The 24,358-nt window shown below is 71.2% G+C and carries 19 protein-coding genes and 1 pseudogene; 11 read left to right on the top strand and 9 right to left on the bottom strand.

Annotated elements, in window-relative coordinates:
• Window positions 1-66: 66 nt before the first annotated feature.
• The 4 genes from Pen02_RS07555 to Pen02_RS07540 all read right to left on the bottom strand — a co-directional run bounded on the left by Pen02_RS07555 (window position 67) and on the right by Pen02_RS07540 (window position 4,459).
• The gene (locus tag Pen02_RS07555; RefSeq protein WP_203865216.1) at window positions 67-1,095 is read right to left on the bottom strand and encodes a LacI family DNA-binding transcriptional regulator; all 1,029 of its coding nucleotides are present in this window, start codon (window positions 1,093-1,095) and stop codon (window positions 67-69) included.
• A gap of 83 nt (window positions 1,096-1,178) precedes the next feature.
• Window positions 1,179-2,105 (bottom strand): carbohydrate ABC transporter permease, encoded by a 927-nt coding sequence (locus Pen02_RS07550; protein WP_203865215.1) that lies wholly within the window; start codon window positions 2,103-2,105, stop codon window positions 1,179-1,181.
• 1 nt (window position 2,106) lies between these two features.
• Window positions 2,107-3,036: a carbohydrate ABC transporter permease gene (locus tag Pen02_RS07545; protein ID WP_203865214.1), complete on the bottom strand. Its 930-nt coding sequence runs from the start codon at window positions 3,034-3,036 to the stop codon at window positions 2,107-2,109.
• Window positions 3,037-3,157: 121 nt separating this feature from the next.
• Window positions 3,158-4,459 carry an ABC transporter substrate-binding protein gene (locus Pen02_RS07540; RefSeq protein ID WP_203865213.1) on the bottom strand — a complete coding sequence of 434 codons (1,302 nt, stop codon included), beginning with the start codon at window positions 4,457-4,459 and terminating at the stop codon, window positions 3,158-3,160.
• Between the two features lie 182 nt (window positions 4,460-4,641).
• Between Pen02_RS07540 and Pen02_RS07535 the strand changes: the two genes are divergently transcribed.
• From Pen02_RS07535 to Pen02_RS07500, 9 genes and pseudogenes are all read left to right on the top strand, one after another.
• Window positions 4,642-6,723: a beta-galactosidase gene (locus tag Pen02_RS07535; protein ID WP_203865212.1), complete on the top strand. Its 2,082-nt coding sequence runs from the start codon at window positions 4,642-4,644 to the stop codon at window positions 6,721-6,723.
• A 205-nt stretch (window positions 6,724-6,928) separates the two neighbouring features.
• Window positions 6,929-8,518 (top strand): glycoside hydrolase family 53 protein, encoded by a 1,590-nt coding sequence (locus Pen02_RS07530; RefSeq protein ID WP_203865211.1) that lies wholly within the window; start codon window positions 6,929-6,931, stop codon window positions 8,516-8,518.
• Window positions 8,519-8,625: 107 nt separating this feature from the next.
• The gene (locus tag Pen02_RS07525) at window positions 8,626-10,215 is read left to right on the top strand and encodes a glycoside hydrolase family 53 protein (RefSeq protein ID WP_203865210.1); all 1,590 of its coding nucleotides are present in this window, start codon (window positions 8,626-8,628) and stop codon (window positions 10,213-10,215) included.
• Window positions 10,216-10,449: 234 nt separating this feature from the next.
• Window positions 10,450-11,052: a DUF4956 domain-containing protein gene (locus Pen02_RS07520; RefSeq protein ID WP_203865209.1), complete on the top strand. Its 603-nt coding sequence runs from the start codon at window positions 10,450-10,452 to the stop codon at window positions 11,050-11,052.
• Complete coding sequence (locus Pen02_RS07515) at window positions 11,049-11,915, top strand: polyphosphate polymerase domain-containing protein (RefSeq protein ID WP_203865208.1); 867 nt, start codon at window positions 11,049-11,051, stop codon at window positions 11,913-11,915. Before Pen02_RS07520 ends, Pen02_RS07515 begins: the two co-directional genes overlap by 4 nt.
• Window positions 11,916-11,920: 5 nt before the next feature.
• Window positions 11,921-12,337, top strand: a pseudogene (locus Pen02_RS42485) (chitobiase/beta-hexosaminidase C-terminal domain-containing protein); the annotation flags it as partial.
• A gap of 24 nt (window positions 12,338-12,361) precedes the next feature.
• Window positions 12,362-14,011, top strand: a complete 1,650-nt coding sequence (locus Pen02_RS42480; RefSeq protein ID WP_307837704.1) for a CotH kinase family protein — start codon at window positions 12,362-12,364, stop codon at window positions 14,009-14,011.
• A gap of 148 nt (window positions 14,012-14,159) precedes the next feature.
• Window positions 14,160-14,741 carry a PadR family transcriptional regulator gene (locus tag Pen02_RS07505; protein WP_203865206.1) on the top strand — a complete coding sequence of 194 codons (582 nt, stop codon included), beginning with the start codon at window positions 14,160-14,162 and terminating at the stop codon, window positions 14,739-14,741.
• Complete coding sequence (locus tag Pen02_RS07500; protein WP_203865205.1) at window positions 14,738-14,953, top strand: hypothetical protein; 216 nt, start codon at window positions 14,738-14,740, stop codon at window positions 14,951-14,953. Before Pen02_RS07505 ends, Pen02_RS07500 begins: the two co-directional genes overlap by 4 nt.
• Here Pen02_RS07500 and ispG read toward each other — a convergent pair.
• From ispG to Pen02_RS07475, 5 genes are all read right to left on the bottom strand, one after another.
• Window positions 14,940-16,109 carry a flavodoxin-dependent (E)-4-hydroxy-3-methylbut-2-enyl-diphosphate synthase gene (gene ispG / locus Pen02_RS07495; RefSeq protein ID WP_203865204.1) on the bottom strand — a complete coding sequence of 390 codons (1,170 nt, stop codon included), beginning with the start codon at window positions 16,107-16,109 and terminating at the stop codon, window positions 14,940-14,942. The genes Pen02_RS07500 and ispG overlap by 14 nt on opposite strands.
• Window positions 16,110-16,116: 7 nt before the next feature.
• Window positions 16,117-17,358: a M50 family metallopeptidase gene (locus Pen02_RS07490; protein ID WP_203865203.1), complete on the bottom strand. Its 1,242-nt coding sequence runs from the start codon at window positions 17,356-17,358 to the stop codon at window positions 16,117-16,119.
• Complete coding sequence (gene dxr, locus Pen02_RS07485; protein WP_203865202.1) at window positions 17,358-18,569, bottom strand: 1-deoxy-D-xylulose-5-phosphate reductoisomerase; 1,212 nt, start codon at window positions 18,567-18,569, stop codon at window positions 17,358-17,360. Before dxr ends, Pen02_RS07490 begins: the two co-directional genes overlap by 1 nt.
• Before the next feature lie 142 nt (window positions 18,570-18,711).
• The gene (locus tag Pen02_RS07480) at window positions 18,712-19,254 is read right to left on the bottom strand and encodes a GNAT family N-acetyltransferase (RefSeq protein ID WP_203865201.1); all 543 of its coding nucleotides are present in this window, start codon (window positions 19,252-19,254) and stop codon (window positions 18,712-18,714) included.
• Between the two features lie 122 nt (window positions 19,255-19,376).
• The gene (locus tag Pen02_RS07475) at window positions 19,377-21,680 is read right to left on the bottom strand and encodes an MMPL family transporter (RefSeq protein WP_239140218.1); all 2,304 of its coding nucleotides are present in this window, start codon (window positions 21,678-21,680) and stop codon (window positions 19,377-19,379) included.
• Window positions 21,681-21,811: 131 nt separating this feature from the next.
• On the opposite strand from Pen02_RS07475, the gene Pen02_RS07470 reads away from it, so the two are divergent.
• Both Pen02_RS07470 and Pen02_RS07465 read left to right on the top strand, forming a co-directional pair.
• Window positions 21,812-22,672, top strand: a complete 861-nt coding sequence (locus tag Pen02_RS07470) for a TetR/AcrR family transcriptional regulator (RefSeq protein ID WP_203865199.1) — start codon at window positions 21,812-21,814, stop codon at window positions 22,670-22,672.
• 11 nt (window positions 22,673-22,683) lie between these two features.
• The gene (locus Pen02_RS07465; protein WP_203865198.1) at window positions 22,684-24,297 is read left to right on the top strand and encodes a phytoene desaturase family protein; all 1,614 of its coding nucleotides are present in this window, start codon (window positions 22,684-22,686) and stop codon (window positions 24,295-24,297) included.
• Window positions 24,298-24,358 lie beyond the last annotated feature (61 nt).

Here is a 24,358-nt window from a genome sequence, read left to right as displayed (position 1 = left end):
GATCATCGGCCGGGGAACGGCCCGGATCACCGTGCCCGACCCGGGCAGGTCCGGACACCTCGGCCGTTATGCGGACTCCCGGATCACCAGCTCGGTGGGAAGGATGACCGCCGCGTGCGAGTCGCCGGCCAGGTGCCCGAGGAGCAGCCGTACCATCTCGGCGCTGATCCGGGCCCACGGCTGTCGGATGGTGGTGAGTCGCGGTACGGAGGTGGTGGCGACCTTGGAGTCGTCGAAGCCGCCGACCGCGACGTCGTCGGGTACCCGCTTGCCGGCCCGGCGCAGTGCCGCGATCGCCCCGTTGGCCATCAGGTCCGAGCTGACGAAGACGGCGTCCAGCTCCGGTGCCTGGCGCAGCAGCCGTTCCATCGCCGCCTCGCCGCCGTCGGAGGTGTAGTCGCCGGTCACCACCAGCCGGGGGTCGGTCTCGCCGAGCACGTCGTGGTAGCCGGCGAGCCGGTCCACCCCGCCGGAGGTGTCCAGTGGGCCGGTGATGGTGCCGATCGTGCGGTGCCCCCGGGAGCGCAGGTAGCTGACCATCTGCCGGGCTCCGCCCCGGTCGTCGGCGGCGACGTAGCTGACGTCGGAGTCCCGGCCGAGCGGCCGGCCGACGGCCACGAACGGCAGGCCCCGGGAGTCCAGCTCGTCCAGCAGCGGGCTGCCGGCGTGGGTGGAGATCACCAGTGCGCCGTCCACGTGCCCGCCGGTGACGTACCGGCCGACGCGCTTGCGGTCCTCCTGGGTGCCGGCGATGGTCAGCAGCAGCGTGATGTCGTGCTCGGCCAGCTCCTGGGTGCAACCCCGGAGCAGGATGTTGAAGTTTGGGTCCTCGAAGAGCCGGTCCTGCGGCTCGGAGAGGATGAACGCCACCGAGTCCGAGCGTTGGGTGACCAGGCTCCGGGCGTGCTGGTTGAGCACGTACCCGGTCTTGCGGATGGCCCGCCGGACGGCCTCCGAGGCCGGGCCGCTGACGTTGTGCCCGCCGTTGAGCACCCGGGAGACGGTACCCCGGGAGACGCCGGCCACCGCCGCCACGTCGTCCATGGTCGGGCGGGGCCTCATCCGGCGGGTACGGCTGCGATCGGGCGCGGTCACCCTGTCATTGTCCCCGGGTCGGCCACCGGCGGCGGCACCGGAGCTTGTGACACCGCTCGCCCCCTTCCTGTACACATCCGCCGCTACGACTTGGTGGCCCCGGAGAGCAGGTCGATCCGCCAGTAGCGTTGCAGCGACAGGAAGAGCGCCACCAGCGGGACGATCGACAGCAGCGAGCCGGCGATCACGAACCGGTACAGCGCCGGCTGGGTGTTGCCCTGGTTGAGCAGCGTGTAGAGGCCGAGCGTGACCGGGAACCGCTCGTCGTCGGCGAGCATGATGAACGGCAGCAGGAAGTTGTTCCAGATGGCCACGAACTGGAGCAGGAAGACGGTGATCAGGCCGGGCACCATCATCGGCAGCGCCACCCTGCGGAAGATGCCGAACTCGCTCGCACCGTCGACCCGGGCCGCCTCGACCACCGAGTCCGGTACCGCCGCCGCCGCGTAGATCCGGGCCAGGTAGATGCCGTACGGGCTGACGATGCTGGGCAGCAGCACCGACCAGTACGTGTCGGTCAGTCCCACCTTCGCCAGCAGCAGGTACTGCGGCACGGCCAGCGTGATCCCCGGCACCAGCACCCCGGCGAGCAGTACGTTGAACACCACCGACCGGCCCGGGAACGCGAACTTGGCCAGCGTGTACCCGCTCAGCCCGGAGACGGCCGCCGAGAGTGCCGCCCCGACCCCGGCGTAGAGCAGGGTGTTCAGCATCCACCGCCAGAAAAGCCCGTCCCGGTACGCCGACAGCCCGGCCACGTTGTCGACCAGCGCGTCGCCGGGGGCGAAGGTGGAACTGGTGAACAGGGTGCTCGCGTCCTTGCTGGCGGCGACCAGTACCCAGGCCACCGGCAGCAGGCAGTAGAACGCCCCGAGCAGCAGGATCGCGGTCGGCGCCAGCCGGGCGATCCGGCCCTGGCCGTCGGGCCGGCCGCCCGTTCCGGCCCCCGATCGCTCCGGTTGCCCGGTGAGCGTGCCCCGGCCGGTCGTGGCGGTGTCGGTTCCGGCCATCTCAGTGCTCCTGTCCGAAGGCCCGCTTCTGCACCAGCCGCAGGAAGCCCAACGACAGGACCAGGGTGATCGCGGCGACCAGCACCGAGGTGGCCGCAGCGGCGTACCGGTCGTCGGTGGCGAAGGCGTCGCGGTAGATCTTCATCAGCGGGGTCCAGGTCGACGAGATCGAGTTGGTCATCGGCGCGAGCGTCATCGGCTCGCTGAACACCTGCAACGTGGCGATCATCGTGAACAGCGTGGTCATCACCAGGGCCGGAGCGAGCAGCGGGATCTTGATCCGGAGCGCGACCTGGATCTCGGAGCAGCCGTCGAGGCGGGCCGACTCGTACAGCTCCGGCGGGATGGCCCGGAGCGCGGTGTAGAGCACGATCATGTTGAAGCCGACCCCGCCCCAGAGCGCGATGTTGACCACCGCGTAGAAGACCGCGTCGGTGCCGAGCAGGTCCGGCTCGGGCAGCCCGAACCGGACCAGCAGGTCGTTCAGCGGGCTGGTCGCCGGCAGGTAGAGGAAGCCCCAGAGCAGGCTGGCGATCACCGCCGGCACCGCGTACGGCAGGAAGATCGCGGTACGGCTGAACCGGGCGAGTTGGGCCCGGGGCCGGTCCAGCAGCAGGGCGAAGAGCAGGGCCAGGCCGAGCATCGTCGGCACCAGCAGTGCCCCGTAGCCGAGCACCCGCAACGCGCCGGACCAGAGTTCGGAGTCGGTGACCGCGTTGCGGTAGTTCTCCAGCCCGGCGAAGACCTCGGTCCGGGAGCCCCGGCCCAGCCCCAGCCCGGAGATCCGGACCTTGCGCAGGCTCAGGTACCCCGCGTACCCGATCGGGGCGAGGAAGAAGGCGAGGAACAGGATCACCGCCGGGGCGAGGAAGACGTACGGGATCCCGGTACGCCTTCCCCGGCGGCGCACCCCGGGGGTGGCCGTTGGCATCGACTCTCCGTTCGGTCGGCCGGTCGTCGTCGCCGGCCCGATGGTCTTCGGCCGGCGACGGACCGGCGATCTTCGGCCAGTGGCGGTCCGGCAGTCTCCAGCCAGTGGCGGTTCGGCGTTCTCAGCCGGCGATGGTGAAGCCGTTCTTCCGCATGTCGTCGACGGTCGCGGTCTGCATCGCGTCGACCGCCGCCCCGAACGGCGTCCTGCCGGTGATCGCCTTGCCGAACGCGTCCTGGTACGTCTCGTAGGTGACGTTGACGTTCGGTCCCCAGGTGACTCCGGCGGCGGTGTCGGCGATCTGCTTGGCCAGCGGATAGAAGTCGGCCTGGTTGGCGAAGAAGTCCGGTGGCGAGGCCAGCGCCGGGCCGGACTGGGCGTCCCGGGCCGCCGGGTAGACGGCGCACTCTCGGACCAGCATTGTCGTCGCGGCGGCGTCGGTGTTCAGCCAGGTGGCGAAGCGGACCGCCGCCGCCTTGTGCTTGGACGCCGCGGTGACGCCGGTCGAGGAGCCGCCCCAGTTGCCGGTCCGGTTCTCCCCGGCGGTCCACTGTGGCAGCGGCGCCATCGCCCACTTGCCCTTGGTGGCCGGTGCGTTGCCGACCAGCACGCCCGGAGCCCAGACGGCGCTGGGCCAGGCCAGCAGGCTGCCGTCGTTCAGCGCCTTGTTCCACTCCGGGGTGTACATCGGCTTGCCGTCGACCACGCCCTCGCCGACCAGCCCGCCCCAGTAGTCGGCGACCTTCCTCGTGCCGGCGTCGTTGACGGTGACCTTCCAGAACTCGCCGTCGATCCCCCACCAGTTCGCGCCGGCCTGCTGGGCCAGCCCGGCGAACCAGCCCGGGTCGTTGGCGGAGAAGGTGGTCAGGAAATGCTTCTTCGTCTTGCCGCGCAGCGTACGGGCGGTCTGGGCGAACTCCTCCCAGGTCCCCGGCACGGTCAACCCGTACTGCGTGAACAGGTCGGCGCGGTAGTAGAGCATCATCGGCGCGGCGTCCTGCGGAACCGCGTACACCGCGTCGGTGCCGAGGGTCACCTGTCGCCAGGTGCCGTCGGAGAACTTCTCCTTCAGCGGTTTGGCCTGCTCGGCGATGTCGGCCAGTACGTCGTTGCTGACCAGTGTGGGCAGTGCCTGGTATTCGACCTGGGCGAGGTCCGGCGGGTTGCCCGCCTTGGCGGCGGTGAGCAGCTTGGTGACGATGTCCGCTCCGCCGGCCTGCTTGCTCAGCGTCACCTTGGTCTCCGGGTTGTCGGTGTTCCACCGGTCGACCAGCTTCTCGATGTTGGGCGCCCAGGACCAGAAGGTCAGCTCGACCGGGCCGGTCGGCTCCTCGGGATCGTCGTTCGAAGTGGAGGTGCAGGCAGCGACCAGGCTGACGCCGAGAGCCACTGCCAGGATCTTCGCGCCGAGCGTACGGGTCATCTCAACCTCTCAGTTTCCACGGTGTCATCGGCTGGTGATCAACCAGAAACAACTGGGAGCGCTCACAGTCTTCGACCCTCGATCGATCATGTCAAGTCGCCTCCAATGACTTGTCCGCCTTGTAGATCCGTGTGCAATCATGCGGACTATCCCTGGGAGCGCGCACAGTTCGGAGATCCCGCATGAGTCAGACCCCGCAACTCGTGGCAACCGGCGAGGACCTCGCAGGCCGGGCCGGGCCGCTGCCCCGGCTGGCCCGCCTGGCGTACGGCGGCGACTACAACCCCGAGCAGTGGCCGGAGTCCGTCTGGGCCGAGGACGTCGAGTTGATGCGTACGGCGGGAGTGAACCTGGTCAGCGTCGGGATCTTCGCCTGGGCCCTGCTGGAACCCGCCGAGCGGCGGTACGAGTTCGGCTGGTTCGACCGGCTGCTCGACCTGCTGCACGACGGCGGGATCGCGGTCGACCTGGCCACCCCGACCGCCGTACCGCCGGCCTGGTTCCGCCGCCGGCATCCGGAGGCGACCCTGGTGGACCGGCACGGCGTACGCCTCGGCGGCGGAGCACGGCAGTCGTTCTGCCCCAGCTCACCCGCGTACGCCGAAGCCAGCGCGCGGATCACCGAACAGCTCGCCCGCCGTTACGCCGACCACCCGGCGCTGGTGCTCTGGCACTCGCACAACGAGTACGGCGGCGCCAACGCGCTCTGCTACTGCCCCACCTCGACGGACGCGTTCCGCGACTGGCTGCGCGACCGGTACGGCGACCTGGCCACGTTGAACGCCACCTGGGGCACCACCTTCTGGGGCCAGCGGTACGGCGACTGGGCCGAGATCGAGCCGCCGCACGCCGCGCCGACCTCGGTCAACCCGACCCAGCAGCTCGACTTCCTGCGCTTCTCCTCCGACGCGCACCTGGCCAACTTCCGACGGGAACGGGACATCCTGCACCGGCTCTCCCCCGGCGTGCCGGTGACCACCAACTTCATGATCGCCAACTGCAAGACGATCGACTACTGGCGCTGGGCGGCCGAGGTGGACGTGGTCTCCAACGACCACTACCTGCGGGCCGAGCAGCCCGACAACCACATCGAGTTGGCCATGTGCGCCGACCTGACCCGGGGAGTCGCCGGGGGCCGGCCGTGGCTGCTGATGGAACACGCCACCTCGGCGGTGAACTGGCAGCCCCGCAACATCGCCAAGCGCCCCGGCGAACTGCGCCGGAACAGCCTCGCGCACCTGGCCCGGGGCGCCGAGTCGGCACTCTTCTTCCAGTGGCGGGCGTCCCGGTTCGGCGCCGAGAAGTTCCACAGTGCGATGCTGCCGCACGGCGGCACCGACACCCGGGTCTGGCGCGAGGTGGTGGCGCTCGGCGCCGACCTGCCCGGCCTCGAACCGCTGCGCGGCACCCGGGTGGTCGCCGAGGTGGCGGTGCTCTGGGACTGGGAGTCCTGGTGGGCGGTGGAACTGGACTGGCGCCCGTCGACGGACCTGGACTACCGGGAGCGGATGGCGGCCTACTACGAGCGGCTCTGGCGGGACCGGTTCACGGTGGACTTCGCCCACCCGGAGCGGGCTCTCGACGGCTACCGGCTGGTCGTCGTACCGAGTCTCTACCTGACCACGCCGGCTGCGGCGGAGAACCTCCGCCGGTACGTCGCGGGCGGCGGGACGGTGCTGGTCTCGTACTTCTCCGGGATTGTGGACGCCGACGACGCCGTGCATCCCGGTGGGCATCCGGGGGCACTGCGCGAACTACTCGGGTTGACCGTGGAGGAGTTCCTGCCGCTGCGCACCGGCGAGACGGTCCGGCTGGACGCCGACGGCACGTCGGTGGACACCGGTGCGGGGGTGGCGAGGTCGGAGATCGTCGGGGACGTCTGGGCCGAGGTGGTGGTGCCGCAGGGCGCCGTGCCGGTGTGGAGCTATCTGGACGGTCCGGCGGCCGGTGGGCCGGCGGTCACCCGGCACGTCTTCGGTGCCGGCCACGCCTGGTACGTCTCGACCCGGCTTTCCGCCGCCGGCCTCGGCCCGGTGCTCCGGGCGGCGTACCGGGACGCCGGGCTGGTCCCGCCGGACGGGGTGCCGGACGGGGTCGAACTGGTCCGCCGGGCCGGTGCCGACGGCAGCCGGTTCCTGGTCGCGATCAACCACACCGACCGGGACGCGGGACTGCCGGCGACCGGCACCGACCTGCTCGACGGCACCGTCCACCAGGGCGTGTGCCGGGTGCCGGCCGGCGGCGTACGCGCACTGCGGATCTGACATCGACAACTCTTGACATCGGTGCACGGTGATGGTTCCGTGAGCGCTCACAGCACATCACTCTTGAGAAGCGCCGATATGCGTTGTTTTCCCAGCTCCGAGGCGGCATTTGGAGGCTGTGAGCGCTCCCAATCCTGCCTTGGATCTGCGGTTCGACCGGGCCGGGGTTCCGCCTCGGCGGTTCACTGAGGAGGAATGTCCGCTGATGCACACCAGGAAGATCGCGCTCGGGGCCCTGCTGCTGGTCGCCGCCGTGGTCGTACCCGATCTCGGGCGAGCGGCAACGGCCGGCGGGGCCGGTCCCGCCGGCACCGGCGCGGCGGTCGCGAACCCCGGCTTCGAGGCTACCGCCGCCGACGGCTCGCCGACCGGCTGGTCGGCGCGCGGCCAGCGCTCCGCCAGCTTCGTCGAGCCGGGTGGCCGCACCGGGGCGAGCCGACTGACCCACTGGGCCGACCAGCCCTACCGGGTGGAGACCTACCAGCGGCTCACCGGAGCACACCGGGGCGACCACACCCTCCGGGTCGCGGTACGCGCCAGCGGCGGCCAGCGCGACGCGTACGTCTCGCTGACCGGCTGCGGCGGGCCGGACCGGCGGGTCGAGCTGCCCCGCACCGGCGGCGAGTGGTGGGTGGAGCTGGCCCTCACCGCCCGGGTCAGCACCGGCCACTGCACCGTCGGCCTCGTCTCGGACGGCAACGCCGGGGACTGGGCGCACTTCGACGACCTGACCCTGACCCCGGCCACCCGGCCGGCCGACGCCCCCGCACTGCGGATCGCCGGAGCCGACGTCTCGCACCTGACCAAGAACGAGCACTACGGCGCGGTCTACCGCGACCGTGCCGGGCGGCCCGGGGACGCGCTGCGGATCCTGCGCGACAACGGCGTCAACTACGCCCGGGTGAAGGTCTGGGTCGACCCGGCGGACGGGTTCAGCGACAAGGCGGACGTACTGGCCAAGGCACGCCGGGCCAAGGCGCTCGGGATGGGCCTGCTGGTCGACTTCCACTACTCGGACACCTGGGCCGACCCTGGTAAGCAGTTCAAGCCGGCCGCCTGGGCGGAGCTGCCCTTCGAGCAGCTCAGGCAGGCGCTCTACGACCACACCTACGACGTGGTGTCCAGCCTGCGCCGGCAGGGCACCCCGGCCGACATGGTGCAGGTCGGCAACGAGATCAACGGCGGGATGCTCTGGCCGGACGGGCGCTGGGACAACTGGGACGGCCTGGCGGCGCTGCTCACCGCCGCCAGCACCGCGGTCACCGACGCCTCACCGCGCAGCCGGGTCGCGCTGCACCTCGCCGAGGGCGGCAACAACGGCGGCCACCGCTGGTGGTTCGACAACGCGGTCAGCCGGGGCGTGCCGTTCGACCTGATCGCCGTCTCGCACTACACGTACTGGCACGGCCCGCTCGGCGCGCTCCAGGCCAACCTCCTCGACCTGACCAGCCGGTACGGCAAGCCGGTGATGATGGTGGAGACCGGCTACGGATTCACGCTGGACGAGAACGACCACGAGGCGAACATCTTCGACGCCGCCCTGCAATCCGCCGGCGGCTACCCGGCCACCCCCGAGGGCCAGGCCGACGCCATCCGCGACATGGTCAGCACCGTCGCCGCCGTACCGGGTGCGCTCGGCGTCTTCTACTGGGAGCCGACCTGGACGGCGGTCGACGGCGCCGGCTGGGATCCGGCCGACCCGTCCTCCGGGGACGGCTGGGAGAACCAGGCGCTCTTCGACTACTCCGGCCGGGCCCTGCCCGGACTGCGGGTACTCGGCGGCGCCGCCCGATGAGCACCAGGTAGGCCGGCGTACCCGAGGCGGGACGGCGACCGACCTGGCTGGTCGGCGTACCAGCGCGGGTACGCCGGCCACCCGACCCTTCGACGGAAGGAACCCCCATGAGCGGTCCGTCCCATCCGCTCCGTACGGCCGCCGCCGCTCTCGGCGCCGTACTGCTCGCCGCCGGCCTGGTCGCCGGCCCCGCCCCGTCCCCCGTCCGCGCCGCCGCCACCATCACCAACCCCGGCTTCGAGTCGTCCGGCGCCAGCCAGACGCCTACCGGCTGGTCCGAGTCGTCCAGCTCCGGGCAGCAGAGCGCCAGCTTCACCGAGGCAGGTGGGCGCTCCGGCAACTACCGGCTGTCGCACTGGGCCTCCGGCGCCTACCGGGTGGAGACCTACCAGCAGCTCACCGGGCTCGGCAACGGGTCGTACACGCTGCGGGCCTGGGTCCGCTCCGGCGGCGGCCAGGTCGCCGCGTACCTGGCGCTGCGCAACTGCGGCGGCGCCGAACAGCGGGTCAGCATCCCGACCGCGTCGAGTTGGACCCAGGTCTCGGTGACCGCCCAGGTCAGCGGCGGGCAGTGCACCGCCGCCATCGTCTCCGACGCCCGGGCCGGCAACTGGATCAACGTCGACGACGTCGAGTTCACCGGCGGCGGCACCGGCAATCCGGGCGGGGCCGCCCAGATCCGCGGCGTCGACATCTCCACGCTGTTGAAGAGTCAGGACCGGGGCGGCGTCTACCGGGACTCCGCCGGCACCCAGCGGGACCCGTTGCAACTGCTCACCTCCAACGGGGTGAACTACGCCCGGCTGAAGGTCTGGGTGAACCCGGCCGACGGGTACAACAACCGGGCCCGGGTGCTGACCATGGCCAGCCGGATCAAGGCACAGGGGATGCGGCTGCTGGTCGACTTCCACTACTCGGACAGTTGGGCCGACCCCGGCAAGCAGAACAAGCCCGCCGCGTGGAGCGGCTACAGCTTCAACCAGCTCCGCGACGCGGTCTACAACCACACGTACGACGTGCTGAACGCGCTGAAGGCGCAGGGTACGACGGCCGACATGGTGCAGGTCGGCAACGAGATCAACGACGGCATGCTCTGGCCGGACGGGCGGAGCAACAACTGGGCCAACCTGGCGGCCCTGCTCACCGCCGGCAGCAACGCGGTGAAGGCGGTGAACAGTTCGACCCAGGTGATGCTGCACCTGGCCGAGGGTGGCAACAACTCGCAGCACCGCTGGTGGTTCGACCAGGCCACCTCCCGGGGCGTACCGTTCGACGTGATCGGCGTCTCGCACTACCTGTACTGGCACGGCTCGCTGGGCAGTCTCCAGGCCAACCTGAACGACCTCGCCTCCCGGTACGGCCGGCCGGTGCTGGTCGCGGAGACCGCGTACGGCTTCACCCTGAACGCCGACGACGGCGAACCGAACATCTTCAACTCGTCGTCGCAGTCCGCCGGTGGCTATCCGGCGACCCCACAGGGTCAGGCCGACGCGCTGCGGGCGGTGTTCGACGTGGTCCGGTCGGTGCCGAACGGGCGGGGCCTCGGGGTCTTCTACTGGGAGCCCACCTGGACGGCGGTCGCCGGCAACGGCTGGGACCCGACCAACCCGTCCTCCGGCAACGGCTGGGAGAACCAGGCGCTCTTCGACTACGGCGACCGGGCGCTGCCGGGGCTGGCGGTCTTCGGCTCGGTGTGACGTGGGGCCGACCGGCCCGACAGGTGCACCTGCGGCGGCTTCCGCCCGGACGGTCCGGGTGGGAGCCGCCGTCGCATGCCGACAACATCGCCATAAGATAGATAGTCGTAAATAAAACCCGTTACAAGCTGTTAGCGTTACTCGTCCCTAGGGATCGATGTCCTTCGATGTAACCTGGTAGTTGGCGTCCGTTTACCCACCGGCCACCGGATGACATCCAGGAGGACAGGACCCATGCCCCCACTCGCCCTCTTTGCGGCGGACATCGTCGCAGTGACCCTGCTCGTGTTCGGGCTCTACTTTCCACGCCACCGGCGTCGAGACCTCGTCGCCGCGTACCTCGGGGTGAACATCGGGGTGATGGCGGTGGCGAGTTCGCTCGGCACCAGCAGTGCCGGTACCGGCCTGGGTCTCGGTCTGGCGCTCTTCGGAGTGCTCTCCATCATCCGGCTCCGCTCCACCGAACTCGACCAGCACGAGGTGGCGTACTACTTCTCGGCGCTGGCCCTCGGCATCCTCTCCGCGCTCGGCGGCGGCCCGGCCTGGCAGGTACCGGCCATGATGGCGCTGATCCTGGTGGTGATGTTCGTCGGCGACCATCCCCGGCTGTTCCGCAGCTACCGACGGCAGAGCATGTTCCTCGACTCGGTCCACACCGACCACGTCGCGCTGGTCGCCTATCTCGAACAGACGCTCGGCGCCCGGGTGCACTCGGCCAGCGTGCAACGCCTCGACCTGGTCAACGACACCACCCTGGTGGACGTACGCTACTCGCACCCGTCGGTGCAGCGGGCGGTCCGGCCGGTGGCGGTGGCCACCGGCGGGGTGGCCCGATGACCGCGACCGCCGTCGACTGCGCCCTACCCGCGCACCTCGCACCCATCGGCCTGGCCGAGCTGACCGAGCGCGCCGCGTTGCAGACCAGGGTGGACCGCAAGTACGTGCTGCCGATCGGCGAGGCGCGGGCCGTCGTCACCCAGGTCCGGCCGGACACCCTGGCCCTGGAGATCGACGGGCGCCGCTCGTTCGGCTACCGGTCGACCTACTTCGACACCCCGGACCTGACCAGCTATCTGCTCACGGCGCAGCGCCGACGCCGCCGGTTCAAGGTACGCACCCGGACCTATCTCGACTCGGCCGAATGCTGGCTGGAGGTGAAGACGCAGGGCCCCCGGGGCAGCACCGTGAAGGACCGGTTGCCGTACCGGCCGGATCACGAGACGAGCCTCTCCCCCGGCCGGCAGTTCGTCGACGACGTCCTGGCCAGGGAGTCGATCGAGCTGGGTGACCGCTTCTTCGCCCCCGTCCTCGTCACCCGCTACCGGCGCAGCACGCTCCTCCTCGCGGCGACGGCCAGTCGGGTCACCATCGACACCGAGCTGACCTGGGAGGGCGACACCGGTCCGCTCCGGCTGCCGGACCTGGCCGTGGTCGAGACCAAGACCGGCTCGACCGCGTCGGACGTGGACCGGCTGCTCTGGGCCCGGGGGTACCGGCCGATCCGGATCTCCAAGTACGCGACCGGGCTGGCCGCGCTCCGCCCCGACCTGCCCGCCGCTCCGTGGCGGCGCACCCTGCGCCGGCACTTCCCGCACACCGGCGTCCGCCACGGCCACCGGTCCCACCTCGACCTCGGCGCGCCCGCCTCCCGCCTCGTGGCCGCAGCCGTCCACCCACCGACCAACTCTGGAACGGAGTGAGGATCATGCGAACCCTCGGCTACTACCTGGCGGGTGTCCTGGTCGCCGCCGCACTGGGCCCCGCCGCGGCCCCCGCGCCGGACCGGGACGACTCGGCCGGCCGGCCCGTCGCGGTCGCCCACGACCCGACGGCGGCACGGGGCGACACCGACACCGACACCGCCGTCACCCCGGCGGACGGCACCGCCGACACCACGGCGCAGGCCCAGGCCGACCCGACCGGCGACATCACGTTCTCGGTGCCGAGCGGCACCTTCCAGGGCGAGGTCTCGGTCGCGCTGGGCAGCACCGTGAGCGGAGCGCAGGTCCGGTACTCGACCGACGGCCAGCCGCCCGGCGCCACCTCGCCGGTCTACTCCGGCACCCCGTTACGGTTCACCCGCACCACCCAGGTCAGGGCGCAGGCGTACCTGAACGGCACTGCGACCGGCGAGCCCGGCACCGCGATGTACATCGCCCGTGCGGTGAACACCAGTCACGACCTGCCGGTCCTGCTGCTCGACGCGTACGGGCGCGGTGCACCGGGGCGGGACTACGTCGACACCGCCGTCATGCAGTTCTCGCCGGTGAACGGGACGACCTCGCTGTCGGCCGCACCGAGCCTGGTCAGCCGGGGTGCCTTCCACCTGCGCGGGCAGTCCAGTGCGACGTTCCCGAAGACGCCGTACCGGCTGGAGTTGCGGGACAACGCCGACGACGACGTCGACCTGCCGCTGCTGGGGATGCCGGCCGACTCGGACTGGGTGCTGCGCGGGCCGTACACCGACAAGGCGCTGATCCGGGACGCCTTCATGCACGGCCTGGGCCAGGACATCGGCCTGCACGCCCCGCGCTTCGCCTTCGCCGAGGTGTACGTCAACACCGACGCCCAGGCGGTCGCCGCGAACGACTACCTCGGGGTGTACCTGATCGTCGAGACCATCAAGAACTCGAAGAACCGGCTCGACCTGAAGCAGCTCGACGAGGACGACGTGACGCTGCCGAAGCTGACCGGTGGCTACATCTTCAAGTTCGAGTGGCTGGCGGCGGAGGAGCCGACCCTGCCCTGCCAGGGTGCCGACGCGACCTGCTGGCACTACCTGGAGGTGGTCGACCCGGATCCGCTGCAACCGGCCCAGGCCGAGTGGCTGCGCGGGCACCTCCAGCAGTTCCACGACCTGTTGCGCAGTCCCGGCTTCGCCGACCCGGTGACCGGCTATCCGAGCTTCATCGACGTCGACTCCTTCGTAGACCAGCTCATCGTCAACGAACTGAGCCGGGGCATGGACGCGTACCTGCGCAGCGCGTACTTCCACAAGGACCGGGACGGCAAGATCGTCGCCGGGCCGCTCTGGGACTTCGACCTGACGTTCGGGGTCGGCGGCTACTTCCAGAACGACCAGATCGCCGGCTGGCAGCACCAGCAGACCCGGAGCCCGAGCGCGAACGACTGGTTCCAGCGGCTGCTGCTGGACCCGGCGTTCGTCAACCGGGTGAAGGCGCGCTGGCAGGAGCTGCGCCGGGGCGTACTCTCCAACGCCCAGCTCCAGGCCCGGATCGACCGGCTGACCGCGCCGCTGACCGCCGCCGCCGGGCGGAACTTCCAGCGCTGGCCGAACCTGAGCACCCGGATGCTCGGCCCGTTCGTCACCCCGACCTCGCCGACCTGGCCGGGGCAGGTCCAGTTCATGCGGGACTGGATGTTCCAGCGGGCGGCCTGGCTGGACACCACCGGCGGCTGGGGCAGTGGTGGACCGACGACTCCGCCGACCACCACCCCGCCGACCCCGCCGGCCACCACTCCACCGGCGTCGGGCCGGACGTGTACGGCCGCGTACAGCGTCGCCGGGCAGTGGACCGGCGGCTTCCAGGGCAGCGTACGGGTCACCGCCGGCTCGGCGGCGATCACCGGCTGGCGGGTCACCTGGACGTTCGCCAACGGCCAGACGGTCAACCAGTCCTGGGAGGCGAACGTCACCAGCAGCGGCGCGGCGGTGACCGCGACGAACGTGGCACACAACGGGGCGCTCGGTGCCGGTGCGAGTACCACCTTCGGGTTCATCGGAAGCTGGACCGGCACCAACAGCCTGCCCACCCCCACCTGTACGGCGTCCTGACCGCCCGCTGACGGCGCCGGCTTCCGGGCCGGCGCCGTCGGTGTGAGCCGGGTCACTCCGGGGAATCAGGCAGCGGGATCGGCGGGTTGTCGTCGATAGTTTCCCGATATATCGTTGAGCTATCAACGACAGTCTTAAGGAGGCCCAGATGGGTTTTCACCGAGGTTTCCACGCCATGCAGGAGGCCCGAATGCGCGGCTTCGGCTTTCCGCCGCCCGGTTCCGGTCACGGACACGGGCACGGACACGGCCGGGGTGGTGGCCGGGGACGCGGCGGTGGCCGGGGACGGCGGCCGAACGTCCGGGCGGCGGTGCTCGCACTGCTGACCGAGCGGCCGATGCACGGCTACGAGATGATCCAGGAACTCGACTCGCGCACCGGCGGCGCCTGGCGACCGAGCCCGGGGTCGATCTATCCGACCCTGCAACTCCTGGAGGACGAGGGCCTGATCGCCAGCAGCACCGAGGAGTCGGGCGGCGGGCGGCGGCGCTTCGGGCTCACCGAGGCCGGGCAGGCGGAGGCCGCCCAGGCCGCCACACAGCCGCCGTGGGCCGAGTTCGCCCAGGACACCATCAACAGTTGGCACGACATCCGGGAGGCCGGATTCCAGGCGATGAACGCGCTGCGCCAGGTGATGATGACCGGTACTGACGACCAGCGTGAACGAGCCGCCCAGGTGCTCGACGAGACCCGGCGCAAGCTGTACGCCATCCTCGCCGAGTCGGAGTGAGCCACGACCGCCGGGAGCGGGTGACCGCGACCCGGCGCCCCGGTGCGACGAACCACCCGTGGCGCACGAGCGTGGTGTCGGCCAGCGAGGCCACCTCCACCTCGGCGGACGAGAAACGATCGACGGCCCCGGTACCGGTGGCGGAGGAGATCTCCGCCCCGGCGGCCGGGGCCGTCGGCGTCTTCGGGGACGCGTCGGTCAGTGCACCGTGACGGTGGGCTTGACCATCTCGCGCAGCTCCTCGGGCAGTTCGGCGCCCATCTCGTCGGCGAGCCGGACGGCCTCCTCGATCAGGGTCTCCACGATCTGACCCTCGGGCACGGTCTTGATCACCTGGCCCTTGACGAAGATCTGCCCCTTGCCGTTGCCGGAGGCCACGCCGAGGTCCGCCTCCCGCGCCTCACCGGGACCGTTCACGACGCAGCCCATCACCGCCACCCGCAGCGGCACCGGCAGCCCTTCCAGGCCGGCGGTGACCTCCTCGGCCAGCTTGTAGACGTCGACCTGGGCCCGGCCGCAGGAGGGACACGAGACGATCTCCAGGCCGCGCTCACGCAGGCCCAGCGACTCCAGGATCTGGTTGCCGACCTTGATCTCCTCGACCGGCGGCGCGGAGAGCGAGACCCGGATGGTGTCGCCGATCCCCTCGGCGAGCAGCGCGCCGAAGGCCACCGACGACTTGATGGTGCCCTGGAACGCCGGCCCGGCCTCCGTCACCCCCAGGTGCAGCGGATAGTCGCACTGCTCGGCGAGCTGCCGGTACGCCCGGATCATCACCACCGGGTCGTTGTGCTTGACCGAGATCTTGATGTCCCGGAAGCCGTGCTCCTCGAAGAGCGAGCACTCCCAGAGCGCCGACTCGACAAGCGCCTCGGCGGTGGCCTTGCCGTACTTGGCCAGCAGGCGCTTGTCCAGCGAACCGGCGTTGACCCCGATCCGGATCGGGATCCCGGCCGCCGATGCCGCCGCCGCGATCTCCTTGACCTTGTCGTCGAACTGCCGGATGTTGCCCGGGTTCACCCGGACCGCCGCACAGCCCGCGTCGATCGCCGCGAAGACGTACTTCGGCTGGAAGTGGATGTCGGCGATCACCGGGATCTGCGACTTCTTCGCGATCGCCGGCAGCGCCTCCACGTCGTCCTGGGACGGCACCGCGACCCGGACGATCTGGCAGCCGGAGGCGGTCAGCTCGGCGATCTGCTGGAGCGTCGCGTTGACGTCTGCGGTCAACGTGGTGGTCATCGACTGCACCGACACCGGTGCCCCACCGCCGACCAGCACCGAGCCGACCTTGATCTGTCGGCTGGCCCGACGGGTCGCGAGCGGCGGCGGCGGTACGGCGGGCATGCCGAGACTGACTGCGGTCACTCTGTCCTCACCTCTGAATCAGGGTTATCGGATTGACCACGTCGGCGGTGACGGTAAGCAGCGTGAACGCGCCGCCGATCAGGATCAAGGCGTACGTTACGGGCATCAGCTTGAAATAGTCGACCCGTCCGGGATCGGGCTTGCCCAACCGGGCGAAGAGCCAGGACCGGACGCGCTCGAACCAGGCGATCGCGATGTGCCCGCCGTCCATCGGCAGCAGCGGGAGCAGGTTGAAGACGCCGATGAAGAAGTTCAGCGAGATGAAGAGCAGTACGAAGACTTCCCAGAGGCCGTGCTGGACGGCCTCGCCACCGAGCCGGCTCGCCCCGACCACACTGATCGGGGTGTCGACGTCACGTTCCTCACCGGTGATCGCCGCCCAGAGCGCCGGGACCTTCTGCGGGATCCGCTGGATCGCCTTGGCGGTGTTGACCGCCATGTCGCCGGTGAAGTCGGCGGTGGCGCCGAAGGCGCCGATCGGGCTGTAGGTGACCGTCGCCGGAGTACCCAGGCCGACGCCGAGCGCCGAGACCGGGCCGACCGGACCGTCCGCCTGGTCCTGCGGCGGGCGCTGCACCTCGGCCAGGTCGACCTGGGCGGTCTGCGTCGCGCCGTCGCGGAGGTACGTCACCTGCGCCGGGCCCGGCTTGGTCGCCCGTACCGCGTCCAGCATCTGCCCCCAGTTCGCCACCGGGATGGTGCCGATAGCGGTGATCACGTCACCGCTGCGCAGGTTGGCCTGGGCCGCCGGGCTCGCCGGGTCGCCCGGCTGGCAGGCCCTGGCCGCGTTCTCCCGGACCACGCAGGGCGCCAGCTCGATCCGGGCCGGCTCGTTGCGGATCTCGGCGGTGTTGGTCGGGTAGTCCGGGTTGGGCAGCCCCATGAAGATCGCGGCGAACCAGAGCGTGACGATGGCGAGGGTGAAGTGCGCCACCGAGCCGGCGGCCATCACCGCGGTCCGCTTCCAGAGCGGGTACCGCCACATCACCCGGTGCTCGTCCGCCGGGTCGACGTCGTCGTCCTGCGGGGTCATCCCGACGATCTTGCAGAAGCCGCCGAGCGGGATCGCCTTGAGGCCGTACTCCGTCTCGCCCCGGCGGAACGACCAGATCGTGGGGCCGAAGCCGACAAAGTATCGGGTCACCTTCATCCCGAACCGCTTGGCCACGAGCATGTGCCCGGCCTCGTGCAGGCTCACCGAGATCAGGATCCCCAGGGCGAACGCCACCACCCCGAGCAGGTACAGCATCAGGCTCCTTCCACCGCTTCCGCGATGATCTCCTGGGCGTGTGCCCGCGCCCAGGATTCGGCGGCGAGCACTTCCTCGACGTTACCCGGTTCGGCAAAATCCGGGGCCGCCTCCAACACCCGCTGCAACGTGTCGACGATGCCGAGGAACGGCAGCCGGCCCGCCAGGAACGCGGCCACGCACTCCTCGTTGGCCGCGTTGTAGATCGCCGGGCGGCAGTGGCCGGCCGCACCGGCCTGCTTCGCCAGCCGTACGGCGGGGAAGGCCGACTCGTCCAGCGGGCTGAACTCCCAGGTGGGCGCGGCGGTCCAGTCGACCGCCGCGGCGGCGTCGGGAACCCGGTCCGGCCAGCCGAGGGCGAGCGCGATCGGCAGCCGCATGTCCGGCGGGCTGGCCTGGGCCAGGGTCGATCCGTCGACGAACTCGACCATCGAGTGGATCACCGACTGGGGGTGCACCACGACGTCGATCTGGTCGTACGGCACCCCGAACAGCTCGTGGGTCTCGATCACTTCCAGCGCCTTGTTCACCAGGTTGGCGCAGTTGATCGTGACCACCGGCCCCATGTTCCAGGTCGGATGTGCCAGCGCCTGCTCGGGTGTGACCTCGGTCAACTCGTCCCGGCGCCGACCCCGGAACGGCCCGCCGCTGGCGGTGAGGATCAGCCGGCGCACCTCGGCCCGGCTGCCGCCGCGCAGGCACTGGGCCAGTGCCGAGTGCTCGGAGTCGACCGGCACGATCTGGTCCGGCCGCTGTAGCGCGGCCCGCACCACCGGCCCGCCGGCAACCAGCGACTCCTTGTTGGCCAGCGCGAGGGTACGCCCGGCGCGCAGCGCGGCCAGGGTCGGCGCCAGCCCGAGCGAGCCGACGACGCCGTTGAGCACGATGTCGCAGGGCCACTCGGCCAGCTCGGTCATCGCGTCCGGCCCGGCGACGATCTTGGGAAGCTTGAAGTCGCCGCTGGTCCAGCCCCGCTTGGCCGCCTCGGCATAGAAGGCGAGTTGCAGGTCCTGGGCGGCGGAGGCTCTGGCCACCCCGACCGCCTCGACGCCGAGTTCGAGGGCCTGGGCGGCGAGCTGGGCCACGTTGCCGCCACCGGCACCGAGCGCGACCACCCGGAACCGGTCCGGGTTGCGGCGGGCTATGTCGATCGCCTGGGTACCGATCGAGCCGGTGGAACCGAGCAGGACGATCTCACGGGGAGAGCTCACCGGGCCATTCTCCCCGACCGCTCCTGGGCGTCCGCTGAGAGTGCCCCGTACCCGGCGTCCCGCACCGTGGTGTATTCGATCCGCACGGCGGCACCCTACCCAATCGGACGACCGGGCACGGCCCGCCCGGGCGAGACAGCCCCTACGCCCGGGACAGTCGGAAGGTCTCCAGTTCCTCGCCGCCGTACCAGTCGGTGCGCCGGCCGACGAAGGTCATGCCGAGGCGCCGGGCGACCGACATCGACGCCTCGTTGCCGGGCGCCACCACGGCGTAGATCTCCGGCACGCCGAGAGCGAAGCCGCGCTCGACCGCACCCCGGGCCGCCTCGCTGGCGTAGCCGTGCCCCCACGAGTCGGGGTGCAGGTGCCAGCCGACCTCGATGTCCTCGGTCAACTCCCGCTCGTCGGGTCCGGGCAGCGGCTTCAGCATCACCGTGCCGACCACCCGGCCGTCGTCCCGGCGCTGCACCGCCCAGATGCCGTACCCGGCGGCGAACTGGGCGTTGCGGGCGTGCCAGCGGCGTACCAGCTCGTCGGCGCCGGCCGGGTCGCGCAGCGGGAACATCGGCGCGTTGAGGAACCGGACGACCTCCGGCCGGGAGTACGTGTCGAGGACCCGGGCCAGGTCGTCCGGCTCCTGCGTCCAGTCGCGAACGAGCAGCCGCTCGGTCTCGTAGATGGTCACGGGCCCGGATGCTAGCCACCCGGGGGCGAGGAGGGCCAGCACATTTACGAACCGGGCCGACGACTCGATCGGGGCGTCCGAGCAGCAGACGGACGCCCGGGTCGGCGACCGGCGCCGAGATCTCAACGCCTGGCGCTCTCGACCGCCTTCCGTGATCCGGCCTGCGGACCGGTGCCGGGCGAACCGGTCGGGTCGGCCGGACCGGCAGAATCGGCCGGATCGACAGGACCGGCAGAATCGATGGCATTGGCCGGAGCAGCGGGATCAGCAGGATCGGTCGGATCGGTCGGTGACTCGCGGATGCCGTAGCGGCGGTAGACCCGGGCGAGTGGCCCGGGCGCCCACCAGTTCCAGCGGCCCAGCAGTCGCATGGTGGCCGGGACCAGTAGTGCCCGTACCAGGGTCGCGTCGACCACGATCGCCACGATCATCCCGATGCCGATCAGCTTGACGAAGACCACGCCGCCGGTGGCGAAGCCGGCGACCACGACGATCAGCAGCAGCGCGGCGGCGGTGATGATCCGGCCGGTGTACTGCAACCCGGCGGTCACCGAGGCGGTGTTGTCGCCGGTCCGGTCCCACTCCTCGCGTACCCGGGAGAGCAGGAAGACCTCGTAGTCGGTGGCGAGCCCGAACAGCACCGCCAGCATCAGGATCGGGTTGCTCGGCTCGATGAACCCGGTCGGGGTGAAGTCGAGCCAGTCGGCGAGGTGCCCGTCCTGGAAGATCCACACCACCACGCCGAACGACGCGCCGATCGAGACCAGGTTCATCAGCACCGCCTTGATCGGCAGCAGTACCGACCCGAAGGCGAGGAAGAGCAGTACCAGGGTTGCCGACGCCATGATCAGGCCCATCCACGGCAGCCGCGAGGTGAGACTGTCCAACAGGTCCACGTCGAACGCCGGCCGCCCGCCGACCAGCACCTCCGCACCCTCCGGTGCCGGCACGTCCCGGACGGCCCGGACCACCTGTTCCGCGACCGGGCCGGTCGGCTCGCCGGGATAGGTCACCGAGAGCAGGGTCGAGTCCCCCCGGTTCGCCGTCACCTGCACACCGCTGACCCCGGAGATCCGGCTCAGCTCGTCGCCGAACCGCTGTGCCTCGGCCGCCGACGCGCCGGAGACGAGCACCTCGACCGGCCCGACGCTGCCGCCCGGGAAGTCCGACGCGATCCGCTCGGCCACCAGCCGAGGTACCGCGTCGGCGGGCAGCACCCGCTCGTCGAAGCCGCCGGCCTCCATCCGCAGCGAGGGGGCGGCGAAGACGGCGAGCACGGCGACCACGCCGAGCAGGTAGAGCACCGGGCGCCGCATCACGCTGCGGGCCAGCCGTGCCCAGGCCCCGGAGCCGCCGACGCCGGCCGGGCCGGTACCGGTGGCGGCAGTGCCGTCCGGCCGGGAACGGTCCGTCCGGCGCCGCCACGGCAGGCGTACGGCGAGCGCGTTGATCCGCGGGCCGAGCACCGCGAGCAGGGCCGGCAGCACGGTCAGCGAGGCAAGCATGGCGACCAGGACGGCGGCGATCCCGCCCAGCCCCATCGAGCGGAGGAACGACTGCGGGAAGATCAGCAGGCTGGCCAGCGCGGTCGCGATGGTGAGCCCGGAGACCATCACCGTCCGGCCGGCGGTACTCATGGTGCGCCGGATCGCCTCGCTGGTCGGATGGCCGGCGGCGAGTTCCTCCCGGAACCGGCTGACGATGAAGAGCGCGTAGTCGACGGCCATGCCGAGGCCGATCAGCGTGATGATGTTGATGGCGAAGACGGAGATGTCGGTGACCATGCCGAGCAGCCGGACCGCGACGAAGGCGCCGAGGATGGCCAGCCCGCCGACCAGCAGCGGGGTGGCGGCGGCGACCAGCCCTCGGAAGATCAGGATCAGCAGCACCAGCAGGATCGGCAGGGAGAGCGTCTCCGCCCGGGTGATGTCCTCGGTGGTCTGCTCGTTCGCCTCGGCCAGGAACGCCACGGTGCCGCCGGCCTCGGTGGTGATCCCGGGGGCGTCCAGCGCCGGCCGCAGTTCCCGGTACGCCTCGGCCTGCTCGTCCGGGTCGGTGGCCCGCAACTGCACCGCCGCGTACGTGGCATGCCGGTCGTTGGCGAGCAGTGCCGGCGCCTGCGTCTCGTACCAGCTCGTCACGCTGGCGACCTCGGGATGCTGGCGGAGCCGGGCCAGGGTCGCCGTGACCGGGTCCCGGAAGGCCGGCTGGTCCACGGTGCTGGTACCGCTGGAATAGAGGACGAGCAGGTCGGCGCCCTGGTTACCGAGTTCGGCGCTGATCCGCTGGTCGGTCCGGACCGACTCGCTGCCGGGGTCCTCGAAGCCTCCGCCGGTCAGCGAGCCGAACACCCCGGTCCCCCAGGTCGCGCCGACCGCGACCAGCACCAGGCCGGCGGCGAGCACCGCCCACCGGAGTCGGACCACCGCCCTTCCCCACCACGCGAACATCGCCTGCTCTCCCGTCAGCCGTTAAGGTCTTAGCCGTAACAAGGCGTCAAATGAGTGAACGCTGTTTACTATCGCAACAGCGTTTCTTTTGGTCAAGGGGGTTCGCGATGACGGCACCGACCCGCCGGGAACGCCTGCGCACCGCCGCCGTCTCCGAGATCAAGGACGGGGCACGGCGACTGTTGGTGACCGGCGGACCGCAGGCCATCTCGCTGCGCGCCATCGCCCGCGACATGGGTATGACCGCTCCCGCCATCTACCGGTACTTCCCCAGTCTGGAGGCCCTGATCGTCGAGCTGGCCGGCGATCTGCTGGACGAGCTCTGCGAGCAGCTCGAAGCGGCCCGCGACACGGCCGGCGACGAACCCCTCGACCAGCTCGTCACGGCGGCCCGGGCCTTCCGGTGCTGGTCGGTCCGGCACCCGGTCGAGTTCGGCCTGGTCTTCGGCAGCGTGGTACCCGGCATCGACGCCTTCCCGGACAACTGCGCGAACGACGAGGATCCGGGCGCCCGACTCGGGCACGTCTTCCTCGCCCCGCTGGTCGAACTCTGGCGCCGGAACCCGTACCCGGTGCCGCTGGCCGGCCAGGTCGACTCCCGCCTCACCGACTCGCTGGCCCCGCTGCGGGAGAAGCATCCCGAGCTGCCCGTCGAGGTCGCCTGCCTGATGCTCTCCGGCTGGACCATGCTGTACGGGCTGGTGTCTATGGAGGTCTACGCCCAGCTCCGGTGGGCGGTCACCGACCCGGAGGCGCTCTTCGAGGCGGAACTGGCCGCCTTCCTCCAGCAACTCCACACCAGCACCGGCACCACGCCCGGCACTGCCGCCACGCCCGGCACCGAATCCGGCATCGGCACCGAGCCCGGCATCGGCAGCACGCCCGCCACCGGCACCGAGGCCGGCATCGGCAGCACGCCCGGTGTCGGCGGCGGCCAAGCCCGCACCGCGAGCGGCCAACCGAACTAGGCTTGCCGAGCATGACCGCCGAGCTACCCTCCCGCGCCGACGTCGTGATCGTCGGCGCCGGCCACAACGGCCTGGTATCCGCGATCCTGCTGGCCCGCGCCGGCCTCGACGTGCTGGTGCTGGAGGCCACCGGAACGATCGGCGGCGCCGCCCGCACCGAGAACCCGTTCCCGAAGGTGCCCGAGCTGCGGCACTCCACCGGCTCGTACCTGCTCGGCCTGATGCCGCCGGAGCTGATCCGGCTGCTCGGCGTCGAGCTGCCGGTGCTGCGCCGCGATCCGCACTACTTCCTGCCCACCCCGGGCGGCCCCGGCTCGCCGTACCTGCTCTTCGGCGCCGACCGGGAGGCGACCCGGCAGCAGATGGAACGGTTCTTCTCCCGGGCCGACGTGGCGGCCGACGACGCCATGCAGGCCGAACTCGCCGCGCTCCGCGACGACCTGGCGCCGGCCTGGCTGGCCGAACCGCTGCCGGTGCCCGAGACCGCCGACCGCTACGTGCGGCCCGCGCTGCGCGAGGTCTTCGTCGACCTGGTACGCGGCTCCGTCGCCGACTACCTGGCCCGGTTCGACTTCCGCTCCGAACTGCTGGTCTCGATGTACGCGGTCACCGACGGCCTCTCCGGGCTGAACGCCGGCCCGGACGACCCGGGTACCGGATACAACTTCCTGGCCCACAACATGTGCCGGCTGCCCGGTGCGGGTGGCACCTGGATGATCGTCGAAGGCGGGATGGGGACCGTCAGCCGGACCTTCGCCGACGCCGCCCGGGCCGCCGGAGCGAAGATCCTCACCGGTACGCCGGTCGCCGCGATCACCCTGGACGGCGGCGCGGCCAGCGGAGTCGTACTCGCCGACGGGCGGAGCGTCGCCGCCGAGGTGGTACTCGGCGCCGGTGACCCGTACCGGTTGCTGGAACTGGTGCCCGACGGCGCCCTGCCGGCCGCGCTCACCGAACGGATGGCAGCGGTCCGGCGCACCGGCACCACACTCAAGGTCAACCTGGCGCTGGCCGGGCTGCCGGACTTCTCCTGCCTGCCCGAGGGCTCGCCGAGCCCGTTCGGCGCCACCATCCACCTGCTGCCCGGCTCCGGCGGCCTGCTGCCGGCCTCGGCCGGGGACTCGCCGATGGCGGCCCTGCGCGGCATGTGGGCGGACGTGCAGGCGGGCCGGCTGCCGGACGAGCCGACCATCGAGTGGTACCTGCACACCACCGTCGACCCGTCGTTGTCCGACGAGGCCGGACACCACTCGTCCGCGCTCTTCGTGCAGTCCGTCCCGTACGCCCCGGTCGACGGCTCCTGGGACGAGTTGCTGCCCGGGTACGTCGCCCGGCTGCTGGAGATCTGCGACCGGTACGCCCCCGGCACCACCGAACTGGTCGCCGACGCGGTACCGCTGTCCCCGCCCGGCATCGAGGCGCACTTCGGCATCACCGGCGGGCACATCCACCACGTCGACAACACGGTCTCGTTCACCGACCGGATGCCCTACGCCACCGGCGTCGACGGCCTGTACGCCGGCAGCGCCGGTTGCCATCCCGCCGGCAGCGTGATCGGTGCCGCCGGACACAACGCGGCCCGACGCATCCTCACCGACCTCGGCCGGGTCGGCCCGGTCGCCTGAGTCCCGCCGTCACGCGTCTCCAGGATCCCGTTGACCTGCACACCGAGCACGGCCCGGCGGT

The sequence above is a fragment of the Plantactinospora endophytica genome (assembly GCF_016862915.1).
GTDB classification, from domain to species: domain Bacteria; phylum Actinomycetota; class Actinomycetes; order Mycobacteriales; family Micromonosporaceae; genus Plantactinospora; species Plantactinospora endophytica.
Note: the sequence above shows the minus strand (reverse complement) of the source record. Positions and strands in the feature narration are given on the sequence as shown.